This window comes from Bacillus cereus group sp. N8 (assembly GCF_016483685.1).
GTDB lineage: Bacteria > Bacillota > Bacilli > Bacillales > Bacillaceae_G > Bacillus_A > Bacillus_A proteolyticus.
This window is the reverse complement of sequence record NZ_JAEHBK010000029.1, coordinates 26,388-46,579: the sequence shown is the minus strand read 5'-3', so window position 1 is coordinate 46,579 and position 20,192 is coordinate 26,388. Positions and strand designations below refer to the sequence as shown.

Here is a 20,192-nt window from a genome sequence, read left to right as displayed (position 1 = left end):
AAACAGGACAAACAAGATAAACAGGACAAACAAGATAAACAGGACAAACAAGATAAACAGGACAAACAAGATAAACAGGACAAACAAGATAAACAAGATAAACAAGACAAACAGGATAAGCAAGTACAATCGGAAAATGTAATAATAGTACCCACTGATTCGCACAGCTTAGATGTATGGGATGAAATTTCGCTAAAAGAAATACAAGCTGGTGAACATACAAGTTTATTTGAAAAAAAAAGCAATTATCAAAACATTGATTTACTCCAAGTAAGCGATATTCGTCTATATTTGGATAAACAGCTACAATTTAGTTCCATCGATGAGCAAATCTATCATGAAGCACTTGTTCACCCGATTATGTCAAAGGTAATAGATCCAAAGCGTGTTCTCATATTAGGCGGTGGCGATGGTCTTGCTTTAAGAGAGGTTTTAAAATATGAAACGGTTACCCATGTAGACCTCGTCGACTTAGACGAAGAAGTGATTAAGATGGCTCGCAATGTTCCAGAATTAGTTTCTTTAAATCAACAAGCATTTTTTGATGATCGTGCAAATGTACATGTATGTGACGCGAAAGAATTTCTGAAATCTCCTTCCTCTTTATATGATGTAATTATTATTGATTTTCCTGATCCAGCGACAGAGGTGCTAAGCACTTTATATACAAGTGAACTTTTTGCCCTTATAGCTACATTCCTAACTGAAGATGGAGCATTTGTCTGCCAATCTAATTCACCTGCTGATGCACCTCTTGTATATTGGAGCATCGGTAACACAATTGAAAATGCCGGATTAATTGTAAAAAGCTATCATACAATTGTTCCTTCTTTCGGAACTGACTGGGGATTTCATATTGCTGCTAACTCCTCGCTTGTACTCAATCAAATCGAACAATTTTACGTAGTACCATCCCCTCGAACATTACCTTCTCTTCTTACTCCTTTATTTCAATTTAAAGAAGAACAGTTAGAGCACCGTAATAATGCCGTTTTAAATTTAGAATCTGATCTTACCCTACATCATTGCTATCAAATAGAAATGGAGTTTTAACAAGGAGGCTACAAATATATGGACTATTCTACATTTGGGCGTCATATAATAGTAGATTTATGGGGCGTAGATTTTTCTCTATTAAATGATATTCATTTTTTAGAGCATCATTTAATTGCTGCTGCGAATCGCTCTGGTGCTCACGTTTTAAATGTAAGTAACAAAGAATTCCACCCATATGGAGTGACGGTATTAATTTTATTATCAGAAAGCCATCTCTCTATTCACACTTATCCTGAAAAGGAATTTGCAGCCATTGATTGTTATACTTGCGGCACATCTGTTGATCCTCAAAAAGCCATTGATTCTATAATAAGCGTTTTAAAACCAGACCGTATGCATATAAAAAAATTAATTCGTGGTGTAGGAGAATTTGTTACTATCGATTAGTTATCACCCCCATTTATCCATGAAAAAGGAGGCTTGTTAATATAAAAATACCATCAGTGGAACTTATAACACTCCACTGATGGTAAGCACACATACATAGTTTATTCACCCCGCTATTCGCCGGGCAGTAAAACCCCCACTGATTAAAGTTTCACTTTATCTTAATTGATGATTTAATGTTGCTATTTTTCGTTTCCAATATAAAGTCATCATAAACCATATAATGAAGCTCACTTTACCCTTTCATTTTTACATAAACCTGGAAATAACACATGCAATCCTGCGTAAGTGGCCCTCTTATTGTCATAACTGTCTCTTTTAAAAACATGAAAAAACCTTGCATAAGCAAGGTTCATTCAGCTACTGACATCTTCCTATATAATTCTACAAACTCACTCGCCAATTCCTTCACTGTAATTGCGTTCATTAAATGATCTTGCGCATGTACCATCAGCAGGGTAACTTCTGTCTTTTCCCCGCCAGCCTCTTTCTGTATGAGCTCTGTTTGTAAACGGTGCGCCTCTTGCAATTCATTTAACGCTTCTTGTAGTTTAGCTTCTGCTTCCTGAAATTCACCACGCTTCGCGCAATCAATTGCTTCCATTGAACAACTTCTCGCATTTCCCCCATGCAAGATTAAATGAAAAGCTTTCGTCTCTATCGTATCCATTTTAGTTCTTTACTCCCCCTTTTCTTCAGCTAATTTTTGTTTATCCCATATTTTTAAGAATGGTAAGTAAATAAAGAATGCTAGTGCAAAGTTAACAAGTTGCAGAATAACACCTGAAATTTTCCCACCCGATCCTAAATATCCACTAAAAAGAATAGGTGTCGTCCAAGGTACAGCCGCTCCGCTCGGACGAGCAACTAATCCCCATTCCATTGCAAAATAAGAAACAATCGTTAACACAACTGGCACCAATATAAATGGAATAAGTAAAAGTGGATTCATCACAATCGGCATACCGAAAGTCACCATTTCATTAATATTAAAAATACCTGGAGCAATCGATAATCGTCCGATACTTTTTAATTGCTGACTTCGTGCAAATAATAACATTCCTACAACTAAAGCAAGTGTTGCACCAGAACCGCCCATATAAATCCATAAGTCAAAGAACTGTGCAGTAATCGTATTCGGTACGTCTTGCCCAGCCTGAAAAGCAATTCGATTTTGGTCCATTAACGACAACCAAATCGGACTCATTACACCACCAACAATTGCAGCACCATGAATTCCGCATGCCCAAAGCACATGGACAATGATAACTGCGATTACCGCACCCCAAAGGCTAGCCCCAAGTACACTAAGTGGCTCTTGCAGTAGCTTCCCTACAACATTATGAATACTTCCGAAAGTTGTGTGTTCAAAAACCAATCTAATGATCCAAACAACTGTCACAACAATAAATCCTGGAATAAGAGCAGCAAATGAACGTGTTACTGCAGGTGGAACTGTCTCAGGCATCTTTATAATCATTTTTTTCTGTACAATAAATCGGTATATTTCAGTAGATATAATTGCAATAATCATCGCTACAAATAAACCTTGACTTCCCATTAACGCCGCTGGGATTGCTCCATCTACAATCACACTTTCCTTAGTGCTTGGTATAATATATGCAACTTGAAATGGAGTCGCAAGTAAAAATGTCACAAGCGACAATGCCCCGGATGCTAAAGCATCCACTTTATAATATTCTCCAAGCCTGTAAGCGATTCCAAAAACAGCTATTAAAGCCATTATATTAAAAGTTGCACTAACTGGATACCCCAAAGCTGTTTGCCAATTCTCACCAAACAACCCTGCCATAAAATCATTATAACCTGGTATTGGTAATGCACTAATAATAAGAAAAAATGATCCAATAATTAAGAAAGGCATCGTTAAAATAATTCCATCACGTATAGCTTGCAAATGTCTCTGTTCTGCAACCTTTCCTGCCACTGGCATCACATATTTCTCTAAAAACCGTATCATCTATCCCACTCTCCTCATGGTTTCATTGACAAAGCTGCTTGTAAGATAGCTTCTCCATTACAAAGCCCGTAATGGACGGATTGAATTACATCAACAGGTATTCCCTTCTCTTTACATAATTCTTTCATTTTCGGTAATAAATAGCGTACTTGCGGCCCAAGTAAAAGTACATCTGCATCATCAATATGATTTCGTACTTCTGAACCTGATACAGCCCAAATCTTTACCTCTATCCCCTTTGCCCCTGCTGCTTTCTCCATTTTTGTAACTATCAAACTGGAAGACATTCCCGCTGCACAGCAAAGTAAAATATTCATCCCGCTTCCCTCCCCTTTTTCTACACCTAATTTATGGTGCAGCCCTTGCCACCACTAGGTTACAAATATATATGTCTAGATTTCTAACTGTATGCCGAGCTTAAAAACAAAAATTTCTTGGTTTTCATGCTATTCCATCTATCGTATTTTCCTAGTAAAGATGTCTCTAACTCGCTATAATGATTCAGTATGATTTTTTTTATAATCGATAGGAGGGTTTATTTATGAAGGCATATCGCTTTCCACTTATTTTATTATCTTCTATCCTAATTGGTGGTTTCATTGGTTATTTCATGGGTGCCGATGCAGTTGCTTTAAAGCCGCTTGGTGACATTTTCTTAAACTTAATGTTTACGATTGTTGTACCTTTAGTATTCTTTAGCATCGCGTCATCTATTGCTAATATGGATGGATTAAAACGTTTCGGTAAAATTATGTCTAGTATGGCTGGAACTTTCTTATTTACAAGTATTTTAGCTGCTATTTTTATGATTATTATCGTGAAAGTATTCCCGCCAGCACAAGGTGTTGTATTAGAACTAACACAGCCTGATAAAGCTGAAAAAGCAGTTAGTGTTGCGGATCAAATCGTCGGTATCTTAACAGTATCTGACTTCTCGAAGTTACTATCTCGTGAAAATATGTTAGCCCTTATTTTCTTCTCTATCTTAATGGGGATTGCAACTTCAGCAGTTGGTGAAAAAGGTAAACCGTTCGCTACATTCCTACAAGCTGGTGCAGAAATTTCAATGAAAGTCGTATCTTTCATTATGTACTACGCTCCAATCGGACTTGCTGCTTACTTCGCAGCATTAGTTGGTGAATTCGGGCCACAACTTCTTGGAACTTACTTCCGAGCAGCAATGGTATACTATCCTGCATCTCTAATTTACTTCTTTGTATTCTTTACGTTCTATGCATACCTTGCAGGTCGCAAGCAAGGTGTTCAAATATTTTGGAAGAACATGGTCTCTCCTACAGTTACATCACTTGCAACTTGTAGTAGCGCCGCAAGTATTCCAGCGAACTTAGAAGCAACGAAGAAAATGGGTATTTCTTCAGACGTTCGTGAAACAGTTGTCCTTCTTGGGTCTACACTTCATAAAGACGGATCTGTTTTAGGCGGCGTATTAAAAATTGCTTTCTTATTCGGTATTTTCAACATGGAATTCGAAGGACCGAAAACATTGGCAATCGCACTTGTCGTTTCTCTATTAGTAGGAACTGTAATGGGTGCCATTCCAGGCGGCGGTATGATTGGTGAAATGTTAATCGTTTCTCTATACGGATTCCCGCCAGAAGCATTGCCGATTATCGCGGCAATTAGTACAATTATTGATCCTCCTGCAACGATGTTAAACGTAACAGCAGATAACGCTTGTGCCGTAATGACAGCTCGCCTTGTAGAAGGTAAAAACTGGATCAAAAACAAATTTGCTTAATAGATAGAAAGAAGATGCTCGTTTCGAGCATCTTCTTTTTTTCGTTATTTATTAATATCAATTACTATCGCCACAAATTTGTTGAAATCTTCACAAATATTCCACACCTATCATCCATTCTCCGTACTATAATCATGTATGGAAAAGGAGATGGACACAATGACACAAAGCGCACCAGAATTTAAAGTTTTGCAAAGCATTGCATTTCTTGCTGTCGTTTTGCAAAGTTCCTTATTATATACAATGAACCAAGGAAATGTCTTACTCGAGCAATCCCTCATTATGGGCATGCTATTTAATCTTGCAAAATTTTCAGCACCTGCATTCATATTTATCGTCGGCTTCCATTTAATTCGGCTATATACGAAGCAACTCGTTTACAGAGAATATATTTATGAAAAAGCCGCACATTTACTCATTCCTTATTTCTTCTGGTCTATTCTTTATCTATTAACAACAAACGATGTCATTACACTACAAGGCGGAATAAAAAGTTTATTACTCGGAACGGCTGCACCTCATCTTTGGTACGTTATTATGATGTTCCAAATTCACTTATTGTTCCCTTTGCTATGCACACTATTTTATTGGTTTCAAAAACGAACAGAAAATAAAAAAGACATATACAAATATATGACCATTTTCGCTTGCCTATATTTCCTTTTAATGTGGTACTCTTCTCACTACATTTTTAATGGAGAGAAATTGACGAGCTCAACCATTTTACATTATACAGATCGTTCCTTCTTCTTCTACTCATTCTATTTCGTCATGGGAGGAATAGCTGCTGTCGCATTAAAAACTTGGCGTTTATTCGTCATGAAACATATCCCGCTCATAACAATACTATTTTTCATCTTATTTTTATTCATCAATTATGAGTTATTTAGTTTTTACGGCGTGAACTCTATTCATTTAACTGTTTCTACTTATTTAAAACCATCTATGTTTCTATATATCGTATGCGAAATTATCATACTATACGTGCTATCTATTACAATTGTACAGCGACGCGGTTTCTTATATAAAGCTTTACGATTTATCGGGAATTACACGTATGGTGCTTATTTAGCTCATTTTTTCTTCTTACAACTATGTACAAAATTTCTTTCTTTATTCACATTGCAAGAAAACACAATATTATATAGCCTATTATTATTTATACTAACAGCCACAATCTCTATTTCAGCAATGGTCATTTGCAGCATACTACCATTTCATACTTGGATTACAGGGCCTTCCCCTACGACAAATATGAAATGGGCCAAGATTGCCATTCGGAAGAATCATGAAAAAGTATTTAAACCATATATTTGATATAATAATACCTATATAAAAAAAGAAAGCAGGAGACACCTATGATTACTCAAATCGGACAAATTATATTATATGTAAATAACCAAGATGAATCAGTGCAATTCTGGACAGAAACAGTAGGATTCCAAATCGTTGCGGAAGAAAATAACGGTCAAGGATTTCGATGGATTGAAATTGCGCCGGCAAAAGAGGCTGGAACAAGCATTGTCCTTCACGATAAAGCGTTAATCGCGAAGATGCAACCTGAATTAAACTTAAATACACCGTCTCTAATGTTCTTCTCTACTAACTTAGATCAACTATATAAAGATCTTTCTGAGAAAAATGTCACAGTTGGACAAGTTGTAGATTTACCTACTGGTAGAGCCTTCAATTTTGCTGATAATGAAAATAATTACTTTGCAGTTATGGAAAAGAAATAAGAAAAAGCTATCCGGAAAAATCGGATAGCTTCTTTTATTTTAAGAAACTTGTTCTGCACTTTTTTCTCTATGCTGTATATGACTCGTGATCCAAGCAATCCCTCCAGCAACAACGAGGTAGCATAACAATATTAAAATTTGCATTTGTAATTGCGACCAATCTCCTAAAGAGATAACATCTTGTAATCCTCTAAGGGAATGAGACATTGGGAGAAACTGTCCAATTTTGCTAAGAACAGCTACATTTAATTCTCCTGGGAAAGTCCCCCCACTCGTCGCTAATTGCAGGACAAGGAGCGTTACCGCTGCGAACTTCCCAACAAGACCAAATACGGTTACTAACATAAGAATAAACGTCATGAACGTAAAGGAAATAACAATACTTGATAAAACAAAGAGTGGCACACTGGCAACTTCTAATTTCATAACATCTAGCACAACTACATCTACAAGTAGCGCTTGAATAAGTCCAATTAAATATACCAATCCTAGTTTATTAACAAAGTGTACCGTTCCACTTACCTTCATATTTTGTCTACGGCCAAGCGGTAAAATATTCGATGCCATAATTCCACCAACATAAAATGCAAGCGATAAGAAATATGGTGCAATACCTGAACCGTAGTTAGGCACGTCAGAAACTGTTGACTTCACTAATTGAACTGGTTCTGCAAACATCGTATTGCGTGCATCATCATTGCGAACATCTGCTATCTTCTCTGCGCCCTCTCCCAATTTCGTGGAAAGTTCTTTCGCACCCTCGTCAAGTTTAACAAGTCCGTTCGTTAACTTCTCAGCACCGTTATTTAGCTCCGTTCCACCACTCGCAAGCTGATTTACACCTTCTTGTAGAGAAGTAAATCCATTCCCCCACTTCGCAAATCCATCAGCTAAATTCGAAGTGCCATCTGCTATCTTTTTCGTTCCAGCAGTAGCTTCACTTAACTTAACTCCGAATGTATTCATGCCTTCTTCAACCTTATGCTGACCGTCAGCAAGCTTCTTCGCGCCTTGTGTCAATTGTTGTTGGCTATTATTCAAAGTATTTGTTGCTTTAGCTAATCCATTAGAAGTAGCAACGATTTTTTGAAAAGCAGGATCTTGCTGTGCTTCTGGATGATTTTTCATGTACTCCTCTAATTGTTTCTTCATACTACTTGCCGCATCATCCGCTTTTACTTGTCCCTCAGCAAGTTTCTCACTTCCGTTCACCCATTCATTTGTACCGGCACTTAATTCACTAACTCCTGATTGTAAAGTTTTTTCACCTTGCGCTAGTAACTCCATACCACTATAAAGTGATGTCGCTCCTTGACTAAGCTCATTTGCTCCCCCTGTTAACGCCGATTTGCTAGAGGCAAGCTTACCACTTCCTTCTTTCAACTTCACTGTCCCGTCACTTAAACGATTAATACCATCTGCAAGCTGATTCGCCCCATTTTTTGCATCCGTCGTTCCTTCATGTAACTTCCCAGCACCATTACTTGCATCACTCAACCCTTGTTCCAAATCTTGAAACTTTGAAAAGACACCTTCTGTATAAGATTTCGTAATACTATTTGAGATTTTTGTTTTCATATTTTCAACAGCTGTCGTTCCAATTTGAGCTGCTACAAAGTTTTTACCTGGATTTACTTTATACTGTAACCTCGCCGGCTCTGGTTTCTCATCCATAAGTGTACTTACCTTTTTAGAGAAATCCTCTGGAATCGTAACAACCATATAATACTTGTCTTCTTTTAGCCCTTCATCAGCATTTTTTTCTGATACGAAATGAAAAGCCAGTTCCTTATTCTCTTTTAAATTTTTAACAAAATCGTCTCCTGCATGAATTGTTTTTTCATCCATCGCAGCACCCTTATCTAAATTTACAACTGCAACAGGTAATTTATCTAATCGTCCGTATGGATCCCAATATCCAGCTAAGAAAAATCCTGAATAAATTAAAGGAACGATTAACAAAAAAATTAAAGCGATACGTCCATGTTTATGGTTCCACATCGCCTTCCAATCTTTAAATATAAGTTGAATTCCCTTCATGAAACATACTCCTTCTCCTAATTTAACACCCTTCGAATGGTTTAACAGATTCACTATACACGTCACTTTCCATACTGTATAATACATCTTTAATTATAAATTCATTCCTTTTGGTCTATAGAAAGGAGATTCGAAATGGAACTTCTTCAATTAAAATACTTTCAGACAGTCGCACGACTAGAACATATGACAAAAGCAGCTGAAGAATTACATATCGCGCAGCCTTCACTCAGCAAAACAATCGCTAGACTAGAAAAGGACTTAGGCGTTCCATTATTTGATCGCCAAGGTCGACAGATTACATTAAACTCTTTCGGAAAAGTATTTTTAAAACGAGTAGAACGTATTCTTCATGAATTAAGTGAAGGAGAACGAGAAATTAAAGATTTAGCTGAATTACAACAAGGCTCTATTACACTTGCAGTTTCTATTCCAAGAATATTACCCGAGCTACTCGGTTCTTTTTTACTAGAACATCCTAATGTTCGATTCCAGCAATTTCTTGCATCTACTCCTTCTATGAAAAGACAACTAGATAATATGGAAATCGATTTTTGTATCTCATCTGTGCCAATTGAAGGCGAGGAAATAGTTTGGGAACCACTTATTACAGAAGAAATTTTCTTAGTCGTTCCTTCAGGCCATCGGTTATCAAACCGCGAAAGTATTCATCTACATGAAGTAAAAGACGAACCGTTCATTAGTATGAACACTGGTTACGGATTTCGGCACTTAACAGATGAATTTTGTAAAGAAGCTGGTTTCACTCCGCATATCGCTTTTGAAGTAGATGAACCAACCGTGATTAGCGACCTCATTAAGCAAGGTCTTGGCATCGCATTTGTTCCAAGCTTAACTTTATTAAAAAACTCTACTTTAGCACCAAATAAGTTACGTATTATTGAACCTAATTGCGAGCGAACCATCGGCTTAAGTTGGTCGAAGAAACGTTACTTATCAAAAACTGCCCAGCAATTTCGTGAATTCGTGATTGATTACTTCTCCAATATTAGGGCGTAAAATTATATCGCTTTACAAACAAATAACGACACAAATAGAAGGTGCCACCCTATAGGATGGCACCTTCTATCTCTTGCTCTTCTCTAATTCCATTTCAGCTAAAAGTGGTAATACATTATCGAAAATATGTGTATTATTATTCTCACCTGTTACATATCCACCATAATATCTACTAAATACATTATCATTTCGAAATGTAGTCATCCGGTCATACAATTCCTTCGCAAACTTTGTATCACCTGTTTGTAATACGTACAAAATTGTTAATCCATAAGATGCTGGTGATTCATAGTTTACAGTTTGTTTTCCCGTTTCTAAGTTATAACGACCGTATAACTTTCCGTTCTCATGGAATTTTTTCTTTATAAATTCCAAATAAACATCTGATGAAAGACCACCTAAGCTACGATGATACGCAACGTAGGATTGATCAATAAGATTCACTTCTTTATCGTATGTAAATGTACCATCTTCTTTATACTCTTTCGGAAACGCCCAACCCTCTCTCGGATAATCTGCTAAAAACTGAACTACTTCCTGATACTGCTGTGCAGAAATTTTTCCGTACTTTTTCATATACGAGAATGCATGAGGATTTATGTAAGATGTTGTTGTAAATTTATTTTGTTTACCTGCATCTGCATCATAATAATCCACGTAATAATTATCTTTTTTATTATAACGAAGTACAGCATTGCTCAATTGATCAGCAAGGTTTTTATAGCGCTCTTCCTTATACATTTCATAAGCACGATATAATTGTTCAATAATACGAAGATCATCTATAAGTGCATTGGTGGCTGACTGCATTTCTCCCTTTTCAGAGATTTTCCATAAAATGATGTGATCCTTATGTACAAAATTATTTTGAATAACCTTTACTTGTTCATCGAATAGTAACTGATCATCTTTATCAAGCGTATATTGTAACCATAGTCCTGCCGATTCTGATAAAGCTTCACGGCCCTTCGCCTCACCTGTTCCTGCCTTTGTATCTGCTAAACGGTAGGTTGCAAGTGTTCCATTTTCATTTACCATATGCCTTAAAATAAAATGCTCCGTACGGTTTCCTTGTAAAGCTGACCAAAATACAATTCCGCCTAAAGCGATTAAGAGAATAATCCCAATCCCTATATATAAACGTTTTCGCAAACTTTTCACCTCTTTAGTAAGGCTAACCTTAATTTTATCAGAACATACGCGAATATAAAAAAGACAATCCTTTAGATTGTCTTTTTTCGCATTACCCCTCACAAACCTCTTTAGAAGGTCTATATAGCGATTCCACAAGTCGATCATATTCACGACGCGTAATTTCTTTATTATATAACTTTAATAATAAATCTCTATGCTCTTTTGAAAATGCCATCTTTTTAATGACTTCAGGATACATAAGACACCCTCTCCATTTCACATAAACTTCTTCATTTCATAAACGTAACACGCTGAATTAGAACTTATGTTCGCATAAAAGATTATAAAATATTCTTCTTTAAAAAACAAACAAAATATTACCTAATATATATTTCTTTCTTTTTCAAATATTCAAAACTACGTTAACACATTCTCTTTTTTTAATGCATATATATTTTTGGCATTTTATTGAATAAATCTTCCAATTCAATCAGAAAATAATGGCAAAAAAGAAGAGGAGTATACATATGGATACCGTAACATTAGCAAGAGCATTTTTTGGTTCTTCATTAGCATTCCACATTATCTTTGCAACACTTGGAGTTGGGCTTTCATTGATGATTTTTATAAGTGAAGTACTCTATCACTGGAAGAAAGATTCCGACTATGCCATTATGGCAAAAAGATGGACAAAAGCTTTTGCGATTCTTCTCGGTGTAGCAATTCCAACTGGAACCATTGTTGGTGTGCAAATTTCACTACTTTGGCCTGGCTTCGCTAAAATTGTTGGGCAAGTTATTTCCGTGCCGTTTCAAATTGAGATTTTCGCCTTCTTTTTAGAAGCTTTATTCATGTCTATTTATGTATATGCAGCTGATAAACTACCTCCATTTATGAGATTAGTCTCGTTATTTTTCGTTATGCTTGGTGCCACTGCATCTGCCGTGCTTATTACATCAGCAAACACATGGATGAATACACCTGCGGGCTTTTCAATGGGACCAGATGGCTCAGTTTTTAACGTTGATCCGTGGAAAGCTTTCTTTAATCCAAGCTTTGGCACAAGTGCATTCCACGTCGTTATTACAGCTTATGCAGCCGGAGCAGCCGTCATCGCTTCCATCGCTGGATTTAAATTATTAAAGAAAAATTTAAGTGCGCGTGAAATTGCTTATCATAAAAAAGGATTATTGTTAGGTCTTGTCGTTACATTTATCACAGGTGCTACGATGTGGATTTCAGGACACGAATCAGCTATTGCCTTACATAAACATTCACCTGAAAAACTAGCATCTGCTGAAGCTCTGTTTGAAACGACATCACACGCCCCTTTATCGATTGGCGGGGTTGTGGATCCTAATACACTTGAACTAAACTATGCACTCGAAATTCCGAACATGCTCAGCTTACTAGTAGGACTCGATCCTAGCACCGTCGTAAAAGGGCTCAATGAATTCCCTCAAGAAACGTGGCCACCATTTTATACACATACACTTTTCAACTTAATGGTTGGAGCTGCCGCCTTTACCTTTGCAGTTGCAGCGATTGCTCTCTTGTATTGGTACTTTGTTTATCGAAAAAAAGGGGCGGAGTTACCGAAGTGGCTTCTTTGGGGCACTGCAGCATGCGGACCAGTTATGATGCTCGGTATTGAATTTGGATGGATTTTCAGTTGTAGTGGTCGTCAGCCATGGACAATTTATGGCATGCAACGCACAATAGATGCTTCTACACGCGCTGATTTCGTCGGACCTTTATTTGTTCTATTCATCATTTTATATATCGGACTCGCTATTTTAACAGTCTTTGTACTACGGACATTCTTTAAGAAACATCCGTTAAAGAATGACTTACATCACCAAGGAGGCGATTCTCGTGCATGAGGAAAGTATTGCAATCATCATCTTATGGGCTCTTATTTTCGTATATAGCATACTCGGGTCCATTGATTTTGGAGCTGGTTTTTGGGGCATGGTATACGCTAAACATCCGACGCTCGCTGCCAAGCTTGCTAATCGGTACTTATCACCAACTTGGGAAGTAACAAATACGTTTCTTGTCTTTGTCGTTGTCGCTTTTCTCGGTTTCTTTCCAAAAGCGGCCTTTACCCTTGCAACCGTTATGTTCGTACCCGTTATGTTAATTTTAGTACTCGTTGCGATTCGCAGTACATTTATGGTATTTGCTTACTCCCTGCCAAAGTACCAACACCTTCTTCGAATTATTTCAGGTATTACTGGGCTCTTAATCCCAGCTCTATTAATTACCGTTCTACCCGTTACAGAAGGTGCCTATATTACGATGTCTGAAGGAAAAGAAGTGCTCCTTTATGGAAAGCTTCTTTCTAGTCCTGTTATTTATTGTTATATGCTCTTTGGACTAACTTCGGAACTATTTCTATCATCTCTCTTTCTTGCTGATTTTGCGAGAGAACAAGGTTCAGAAGATGCATATAGAATTTATAGAAGAAATGCCATCATACTTGGTCCTGCAACGCTCGTGACTGCTATTATCGCTCTCGTTGTAATGGACCCTGAAACACACTGGCTTATGCAAGGCTTAATAAAGCAATTCCCATGGTTTACAGTCTCTATCGTTTTATTTGTTATCGGATATTCCTCCCTTTGGTGGACAAATAAGAAATATGGCACACTAGGATTTCCTCGCATTGCAGTTTTAGCTGTCGTCGCTCAATATGCATTTGCAAGCTACGCTTACGGCGTCGCCCATTTACCGTATATCATTTACCCGGACGTAACTGTATTTACAAGCTTTACGACGGTCGAAACATTCTATGCACTTCTTATTCTTTACGCAATCGGAATTGCAATTTTACTACCCGGATTCATTTTCTTCTGGAATTTATTCTTGAAGGATCGAACTTTTTTGAAGGAAAAATAATAAAGTGAAACTTTAATCAGTGGGGGGTTTTGTTCATCCCCCACTGATTATTAGCCTGCACCAATCGGGCGTTTACGGGCAGTAAGGCTCCCACCTAACTTCTTTGCTCCAGCCGAATTTTGAGGTGGGAGTCTTACTGCCCGGCAAATAGCGGGATAAACGAGGGGCATTCGTACATAGAATGCCCCTCATTTATTAGACGTCTATCCTAATAGTTATTACACTACCACTGATACTTGTCCTATAGCTCAAAAAACACATATTCACTCCATTCCATTATATGTCTAGTTCTTCTTATTTCCTGCTGAATATACTACCAATATAAACTTGAGACAAGCTACATTTGTTCAAGGGAAAATAGAAAGGTAGGTTAAATATGAGCATTGAAATATGGATTACTATTATTGTATTCTTCTTAACGATGATTGTTATCTTTTGGCGACCTCGTGGTTTAAATGAGGCGTGGCCGGCAGCAATTGGCGCTGGTATTATCCTCATTACTGGACTTGTATCAAAGCCAGATGTCATGGACATTATAAGTAAAATTGGAGGCGCCTCCATAACGATATTAGCGACCATCGTTATGGCAGTTATATTAGAAAGCTTCGGCTTCTTCCATTGGGCTGCAGCAAAACTCGCAAATTTAGCGAAAGGTTCCGGACACCGCTTATACTGGTATATTCAATTACTATGTTTTCTTATGACCCTTTTATTCAATAACGACGGTAGTATTTTAATTACAACTCCGATTTTAATTCTTCTTCTAAAAAATCTTCAATTAAAACCTCACCAACAAATTCCTTATTTATTAAGTGGCGCTTTAATCGCTACTGCATCTAGTGCACCAATCGGTGTAAGTAATATCGTAAACTTAATTGCATTAAACATCGTCCATATGACTCTTTATATGCATACTGCTATGATGTTTGTACCTGCAACATTAGGATTATTGTTTATGTCATGGCTCATGTATACAGTTTTAAAGAAAAAACTTCCGAAAAAATTACCTGTTTCTTCATATGATATTGAAGAAATTTTCTTCACAAAAAACTTTCATCCGTTAAAAGGGAAAAATTCTGTTGATACGAAACAAAAACGTACAAAATTTATGTTAAAAGTATTAGGCTTCGTCTTCCTTATGCGCTGTCTTCTATTCGTTGCATCCTTCTTATCCATCCCAATCGAAATTGTTGCTGTACTCGGTTCAGTCGTTCTTCTCATCTGGAGATGGTACTACCTACGAACAAACCCTATCGATATTTTGAAAAAGACACCGTGGCACATTTTAGTTTTCGCTTTCTCTATGTATGTAATTATTTACGGGCTTCATAACGCAGGATTAACAGCAGCACTTGTAAGTTGGCTCGAACCAGTTGTAAGTCAGCATCTACTCTATGCCAGCTTTGCGATGGGCGGACTTGTATCAATCCTCTCTAACGTCTTCAATAACCACCCTGCCCTTATGATTGGTACAATCACATTAACAGAAATGGGACTCGATCCAGTCACATTAAAAACGATTTATCTCGCAAATATCATTGGTAGCGACATCGGTTCACTATTATTACCAATCGGTACGCTAGCTTCCCTCATTTGGATGTATATCCTGAAACAAAACAAAATTAAAGTGAAATGGAAAGACTATTTAAGCGTATCTCTCATCGTTATCCCACTCACAACAGTCGTCACATTATTCCTCTTATACTACTGGGTACAGCTATTCTTCGCCTTATAGACAATAGAAGCCCCCTTTGCTACCGTCTTAGCAAAGGGGGCTTCTTCTATATTTAAGTTAGGTACAGTGTGATCAATCAAGTAAAGAGGTGTAACGTGTTATTGATATAAGTGACTACCAGTTTCTTTGAATTCTTCCGCTTTCTCTTTCATTCCTTTTTCAATTGCTTCTGTCGTTTCTAAATCATTTTCTTTCGCATATTCACGAATATCATGTGAAATTCTCATACTACAAAACTTCGGTCCACACATTGAACAGAAATGAGCTGTTTTCGCCCCTTCTGCTGGCAATGTTTCATCATGATACTCCATTGCGCGTTCAGGATCTAAAGATAAATTAAATTGATCGCGCCAGCGGAATTCGAAACGCGCTTTTGAAAGTGCATCATCACGCTGATGAGCCGTTTTATGCCCTTTCGCAAGATCAGCCGCATGCGCAGCGATTTTGTACGTAATAACCCCTTCGCGAACATCATCTTTATTCGGTAAACCTAAATGTTCTTTCGGAGTTACATAACAAAGCATCGCCGTTCCAAACCAGCCGATCATCGCAGCCCCAATCGCTGATGTAATATGGTCATAACCTGGTGCAATATCTGTCGTTAACGGCCCAAGTGTATAGAACGGCGCGCCCTGACAAATATCAAGCTCTTTCTCCATATTCTCTTTAATTAAATGCATCGGTACATGCCCAGGTCCTTCAATCATAACTTGCACATCATGTCTCCAAGCAATTTTCGTCAACTCACCAAGTGTTTCAAGCTCAGAGAATTGCGCTTCGTCATTTGCATCTGCAATCGAACCTGGGCGTAATCCATCTCCAAGAGAGAACGAAACATCGTACTGCTTCATAATTTCACAAATCTCTTCAAAATGAGTATATAGGAAGTTTTCTTTATGATGGAATAAACACCACTGCGCCATAATCGAACCACCACGCGAAACAATACCTGTCGTACGCTTTGCAGTAATTGGAATGTAGCGAAGTAATACGCCGGCGTGAATCGTAAAGTAATCAACGCCTTGCTCCGCTTGCTCAATTAACGTATCACGATACACTTCCCACGTTAAATCCTCTGCAATTCCGTTTACTTTTTCAAGCGCTTGATAAATGGGCACAGTTCCAACTGGTACAGGAGCATTACGAATAATCCACTCACGTGTTGTATGAATGTTTTTACCTGTAGATAAATCCATAATCGTATCTGCACCCCAGCGAGTCGCCCACGTCATCTTCTCTACTTCTTCTGCAATAGAAGAAGATACGGCAGAGTTTCCAATATTCGCATTTACCTTCACATGGAAATTACGTCCGATAATCATCGGTTCTGCTTCCGGATGGTTAATATTCGCTGGTAAAATCGCGCGACCTTCCGCGATTTCCTTACGAACAAATTCAGGCTCTATCCCTTCACGAATCGCAACATATTCCATCTCAGACGTAATAACGCCATTACGTGCATAATGCATTTGCGTAACATTTGCACCTTGCTTTGCTCTAAGCGGCTGGCGATCCATTTGCGGGAAAACAGGTGTATGTTTCGAAGCCACTTTCACACCGTCATCCTCTGGTTTCACTTCACGTCCTTCGTATGCTTCTACATCTCCGCGCTCCAGGGTCCAAGAATGACGCGGCGTTGGAATCCCCTTTTCCAGCTCCACTTTATAGGCAGGATCTGTATAAGGTCCACTCGTATCATACACACGGATTGGCGGATTTGGGACACCGTTCGTTTCGCTTTGTGCAATCTCGCGCATCGGTACCTTCATACCTTCACGCGGTCCATCCACATATACTTTCTTACTTCCTGGTAAACTCGATTTCAATTCAATTTGCTCAGCTGAAACAGATTGTTTCATAACTTTTGTTGCCCCCCTGTACGTGACAAGGACGAGATATGGCCAGCGTATGCCAAAATAAAAAGAGCCAGGTCCATAAAAAAACAAGGACCTGGCTCATAAAGGCATAATTATGTAAAGCCGTTAACTTCCCTACGCTGGTACGAGCCAGATCAGGTCCAAAGGGTTAAGAAGTTCACGCGCTTCTCTCTCAGCCTACGCATACGTTAGGCACCCCTAGTTTATCACTGATTTAATTTTCAATACTTTCCCATCATACACGATAATCTGAAAAATGCAAAGTCTATTTCTTTTGCTGTTTAAGGAATCATCCAAGTTAAATAATAAGCCTGTACATAAGTCATAATCCCAACAATAATTACGAAGAATAAACTATGCTTCACTGTAAAGCGGAACAGATCTGATTCTTTCCCAGCAAGACCAACTGCCGCACAAGCGATTGCAATCGATTGCGGAGAAATCATTTTACCTGTTACACCGCCCGTTGTATTTGCTGCAACGAGAAGCACTTCAGGCACGCCAATTTGCTGTGCTGTAATTGCTTGTAAATTCGAGAACAGTGCGTTCGCTGACGTATCTGATCCTGTTAAGAATACGCCGATCCAGCCTAGGAATGGTGAGAAGAACGGGAATAACCCGCCAGTTCCTGCTAGTGCTAACGCTAATGTAGAAGATAAACCCGAATAGTTTGCGATAAATGCGAATCCTAATACGAATCCGATAGATAGAATTGGCATTTTTAGTTCGTTTAACGTTTCTTTAAATGTTGCTACTGCATCTTTTGCACTCATTTTTAAAATAAAGATAGAAATGATACATGCAATTAAAATCGCTGTTCCAGTTGCTGATAAAATATCTAATTTCAGGACTGCTTCATAAGGCGTTGGCTTATTTACTATCGGCTCTGCTTTCATTACTAAATTGTGCAATCCTGGAATTTCAAACTTAACTACAAGGCTTTCTAAAGCCCCTCCTGGAGCGAATAACGCCTTAAAGAAACTTTGGCTCCAAATCACAACCATCACCGTTAAAATAATGAACGGAGACCATGCTTTTACTACTTTTCCTACTGTTAGTTTCGGCATAGATGTCGCAGCCGTTGCTGCTACTTCACTATTTGCTTGTTTAGACTGATAGATTTCTTTCGGCTGCCAAACTTTTAAGAAGAGCGATAAACTTACTAAACTTACAAGTGCCGATGTAATATCCGGAAGTTCTGGCCCTAAGAATGTCGCTGTAATAAACTGCGTAATTGCAAATGAACTACCCGCTACAAATAGAGCAGGCCATGTTTGTCTTACCCCTTTAAATCCATCCATTAAAAATACGATAAAGAACGGAACAAATAATGATAAGAACGGTAATTGATGTCCAGCCATTTGTCCGATTTTATGCGGATCAATACCAGTTACTTGTCCAGCTACTGTAATCGGAATTCCCATCGCTCCGAATGCTACTGGTGCAGTATTTGCGATCAAACAAAGACCAGCCGCATATAAAGGATTTAAGCCAAGACCTGCAAGAAGCGCTGCCGTAATCGCTACTGGTGCACCAAATCCTGCTGCTCCTTCTAAAAATGCTCCAAATGAAAAACCGATCAAAATAACAAGTAAACGATGGTCATTCGTAATTGATAATACAGATGCACGAATAACATCAAATTGACCTGTTTTCACGGAAATTTTATATAAAAATACTGACATAATAATAATCCACGCAATTGGCCATAATCCGTATAAGAAACCGTATCCGGTCGCTGCCATTGCCATTGTGAATGGCATTTTATAAGCGAATAAAGCCACTAAAATTGTAAGTACAACTGTAATAAATCCTGCCACATACCCCTTCATGCGGAAAACTGCTAAAGCTAAGAAAAAAAAGATAATCGGAATAAGTGCGACCGCTGCAGAAACCCAAATATTCCCGAACGGATCATAAACTTGTGTCCATGTGTTCATTGTTCTCTCCCCCTCAATAATCCCCTTTTAAATAAACATAACCCCATCAATAGGCTATCAGGTCATCATACCTTTAAGTCTAAAATAAAAAACGTTTAAGAAAACGTTTTCATTAATTTTATCACAACAATTTTCATTTAAAAAGATTTTTTTGAAGATTTTATCATTTAAAACAGAAATCTTACAAAAGAGTCACGTTCTTGTAATGTTAATCGATAGGAAGCTCGCCAAATTTACTGCATACTAAAGGTATAAACAACGGACATTACTTATGAGGTGATATATATGAACGGAAACAAAATATTAGCAGCTTTATCATACTTTAGTGTACTATTCGCGCCTATCTTATTCCCTATTATCGTGTGGATTGTAGGCGATTCGGAAACAAAACCACATGCAAAACGTGCTCTATGGACACATATCATTCCAAGCATCGCTTCATTTATTGGATTAGTTATTTTAGGAATTATGGGCATCGGATCTGATCAGCCAGATGTAACACTTGGAATCGGAGCAATGATTGTTCTATGTATTTGCGGAATCATTAGCTTATACTACTTCATTTGGAATATCGTAAAAGGTGTTAAAGTGCTGAAAGCTTAACTTTAAACAAACGTTTGATT

18 protein-coding genes and 1 riboswitch are annotated in these 20,192 nt (G+C 37.9%); of the genes, 10 read left to right on the top strand and 8 right to left on the bottom strand.

From position 1 onward, the window contains the following. Both JDS80_RS25365 and speD read left to right on the top strand, forming a co-directional pair. The coding region (locus JDS80_RS25365) for a polyamine aminopropyltransferase (protein WP_199640241.1) at positions 1–1,053 on the top strand (1,053 nt) is incomplete at its 5' end. 18 nt (positions 1,054–1,071) lie between these two features. Continuing rightward, positions 1,072–1,443: an adenosylmethionine decarboxylase gene (gene speD / locus JDS80_RS25360; protein ID WP_044738101.1), complete on the top strand. Its 372-nt coding sequence runs from the start codon at positions 1,072–1,074 to the stop codon at positions 1,441–1,443. 352 nt (positions 1,444–1,795) lie between these two features. Here the strand turns inward: speD and JDS80_RS25355 are convergent, their stop codons facing one another. The 3 genes from JDS80_RS25355 to JDS80_RS25345 are packed head-to-tail and all read right to left on the bottom strand — an operon-like array spanning position 1,796 to position 3,741. Further along, positions 1,796–2,113 (bottom strand): PTS sugar transporter subunit IIA, encoded by a 318-nt coding sequence (locus tag JDS80_RS25355; protein WP_071769811.1) that lies wholly within the window; start codon positions 2,111–2,113, stop codon positions 1,796–1,798. Between the two features lie 9 nt (positions 2,114–2,122). Further along, positions 2,123–3,424 (bottom strand): PTS cellobiose transporter subunit IIC, encoded by a 1,302-nt coding sequence (celB, locus tag JDS80_RS25350; protein ID WP_098888446.1) that lies wholly within the window; start codon positions 3,422–3,424, stop codon positions 2,123–2,125. Positions 3,425–3,438: 14 nt separating this feature from the next. After that, positions 3,439–3,741, bottom strand: a complete 303-nt coding sequence (locus JDS80_RS25345; protein WP_071743925.1) for a PTS sugar transporter subunit IIB — start codon at positions 3,739–3,741, stop codon at positions 3,439–3,441. Positions 3,742–3,965: 224 nt separating this feature from the next. Between JDS80_RS25345 and JDS80_RS25340 the strand changes: the two genes are divergently transcribed. The 3 genes from JDS80_RS25340 (at position 3,966) to JDS80_RS25330 (ending at position 6,922) form a co-directional block, all read left to right on the top strand. Continuing rightward, positions 3,966–5,183: a dicarboxylate/amino acid:cation symporter gene (locus JDS80_RS25340; protein WP_000649358.1), complete on the top strand. Its 1,218-nt coding sequence runs from the start codon at positions 3,966–3,968 to the stop codon at positions 5,181–5,183. A gap of 159 nt (positions 5,184–5,342) precedes the next feature. After that, complete coding sequence (locus tag JDS80_RS25335; RefSeq protein ID WP_098888447.1) at positions 5,343–6,500, top strand: acyltransferase; 1,158 nt, start codon at positions 5,343–5,345, stop codon at positions 6,498–6,500. A 41-nt stretch (positions 6,501–6,541) separates the two neighbouring features. Further along, complete coding sequence (locus tag JDS80_RS25330) at positions 6,542–6,922, top strand: VOC family protein (protein ID WP_199640240.1); 381 nt, start codon at positions 6,542–6,544, stop codon at positions 6,920–6,922. Between the two features lie 39 nt (positions 6,923–6,961). On the opposite strand, the gene JDS80_RS25325 is transcribed toward JDS80_RS25330, so the two are convergent. Further along, on the bottom strand, positions 6,962–8,962 hold the full coding sequence (locus tag JDS80_RS25325; RefSeq protein ID WP_199640239.1) for a YhgE/Pip domain-containing protein: 2,001 nt from the start codon (positions 8,960–8,962) through the stop codon (positions 6,962–6,964). A 135-nt stretch (positions 8,963–9,097) separates the two neighbouring features. On the opposite strand from JDS80_RS25325, the gene JDS80_RS25320 reads away from it, so the two are divergent. After that, positions 9,098–9,982, top strand: coding sequence for a LysR family transcriptional regulator (locus JDS80_RS25320; protein WP_071769816.1), 885 nt, complete (start codon positions 9,098–9,100; stop codon positions 9,980–9,982). Between the two features lie 66 nt (positions 9,983–10,048). On the opposite strand, the gene JDS80_RS25315 is transcribed toward JDS80_RS25320, so the two are convergent. Further along, positions 10,049–11,134, bottom strand: a complete 1,086-nt coding sequence (locus JDS80_RS25315) for a transcriptional regulator (protein WP_142347416.1) — start codon at positions 11,132–11,134, stop codon at positions 10,049–10,051. Between the two features lie 91 nt (positions 11,135–11,225). Then, the gene (locus JDS80_RS25310) at positions 11,226–11,375 is read right to left on the bottom strand and encodes a hypothetical protein (RefSeq protein ID WP_000283176.1); all 150 of its coding nucleotides are present in this window, start codon (positions 11,373–11,375) and stop codon (positions 11,226–11,228) included. Positions 11,376–11,643: 268 nt separating this feature from the next. Here JDS80_RS25310 and cydA point away from each other — a divergent pair, with 268 nt between their 5' ends. The 3 genes from cydA (at position 11,644) to JDS80_RS25295 (ending at position 15,752) form a co-directional block, all read left to right on the top strand. Next, entirely contained in the window at positions 11,644–12,999 is a 1,356-nt protein-coding gene (gene cydA / locus JDS80_RS25305; protein WP_071769818.1) for a cytochrome ubiquinol oxidase subunit I, read from the top strand. Further along, complete coding sequence (locus tag JDS80_RS25300) at positions 12,992–14,017, top strand: cytochrome d ubiquinol oxidase subunit II (protein ID WP_000544179.1); 1,026 nt, start codon at positions 12,992–12,994, stop codon at positions 14,015–14,017. The genes cydA and JDS80_RS25300 overlap by 8 nt, the downstream gene beginning before the upstream one ends. A 376-nt stretch (positions 14,018–14,393) precedes the next feature. Then, positions 14,394–15,752 (top strand): arsenic transporter, encoded by a 1,359-nt coding sequence (locus JDS80_RS25295; protein ID WP_098888449.1) that lies wholly within the window; start codon positions 14,394–14,396, stop codon positions 15,750–15,752. A 98-nt stretch (positions 15,753–15,850) separates the two neighbouring features. Here JDS80_RS25295 and thiC read toward each other — a convergent pair whose 3' ends face one another. Further along, on the bottom strand, positions 15,851–17,611 hold the full coding sequence (gene thiC, locus JDS80_RS25290; RefSeq protein ID WP_098888450.1) for a phosphomethylpyrimidine synthase ThiC: 1,761 nt from the start codon (positions 17,609–17,611) through the stop codon (positions 15,851–15,853). A gap of 112 nt (positions 17,612–17,723) precedes the next feature. Continuing rightward, a riboswitch (TPP riboswitch) is annotated at positions 17,724–17,839 on the bottom strand. Between the two features lie 71 nt (positions 17,840–17,910). Further along, on the bottom strand, positions 17,911–19,569 hold the full coding sequence (lldP, locus tag JDS80_RS25285; protein WP_071769821.1) for an L-lactate permease: 1,659 nt from the start codon (positions 19,567–19,569) through the stop codon (positions 17,911–17,913). 285 nt (positions 19,570–19,854) lie between these two features. Between lldP and JDS80_RS25280 the strand changes: the two genes are divergently transcribed. Then, positions 19,855–20,172: a magnetosome magnetite crystal formation protein family gene (locus tag JDS80_RS25280; protein WP_071743915.1), complete on the top strand. Its 318-nt coding sequence runs from the start codon at positions 19,855–19,857 to the stop codon at positions 20,170–20,172. Positions 20,173–20,192 lie beyond the last annotated feature (20 nt).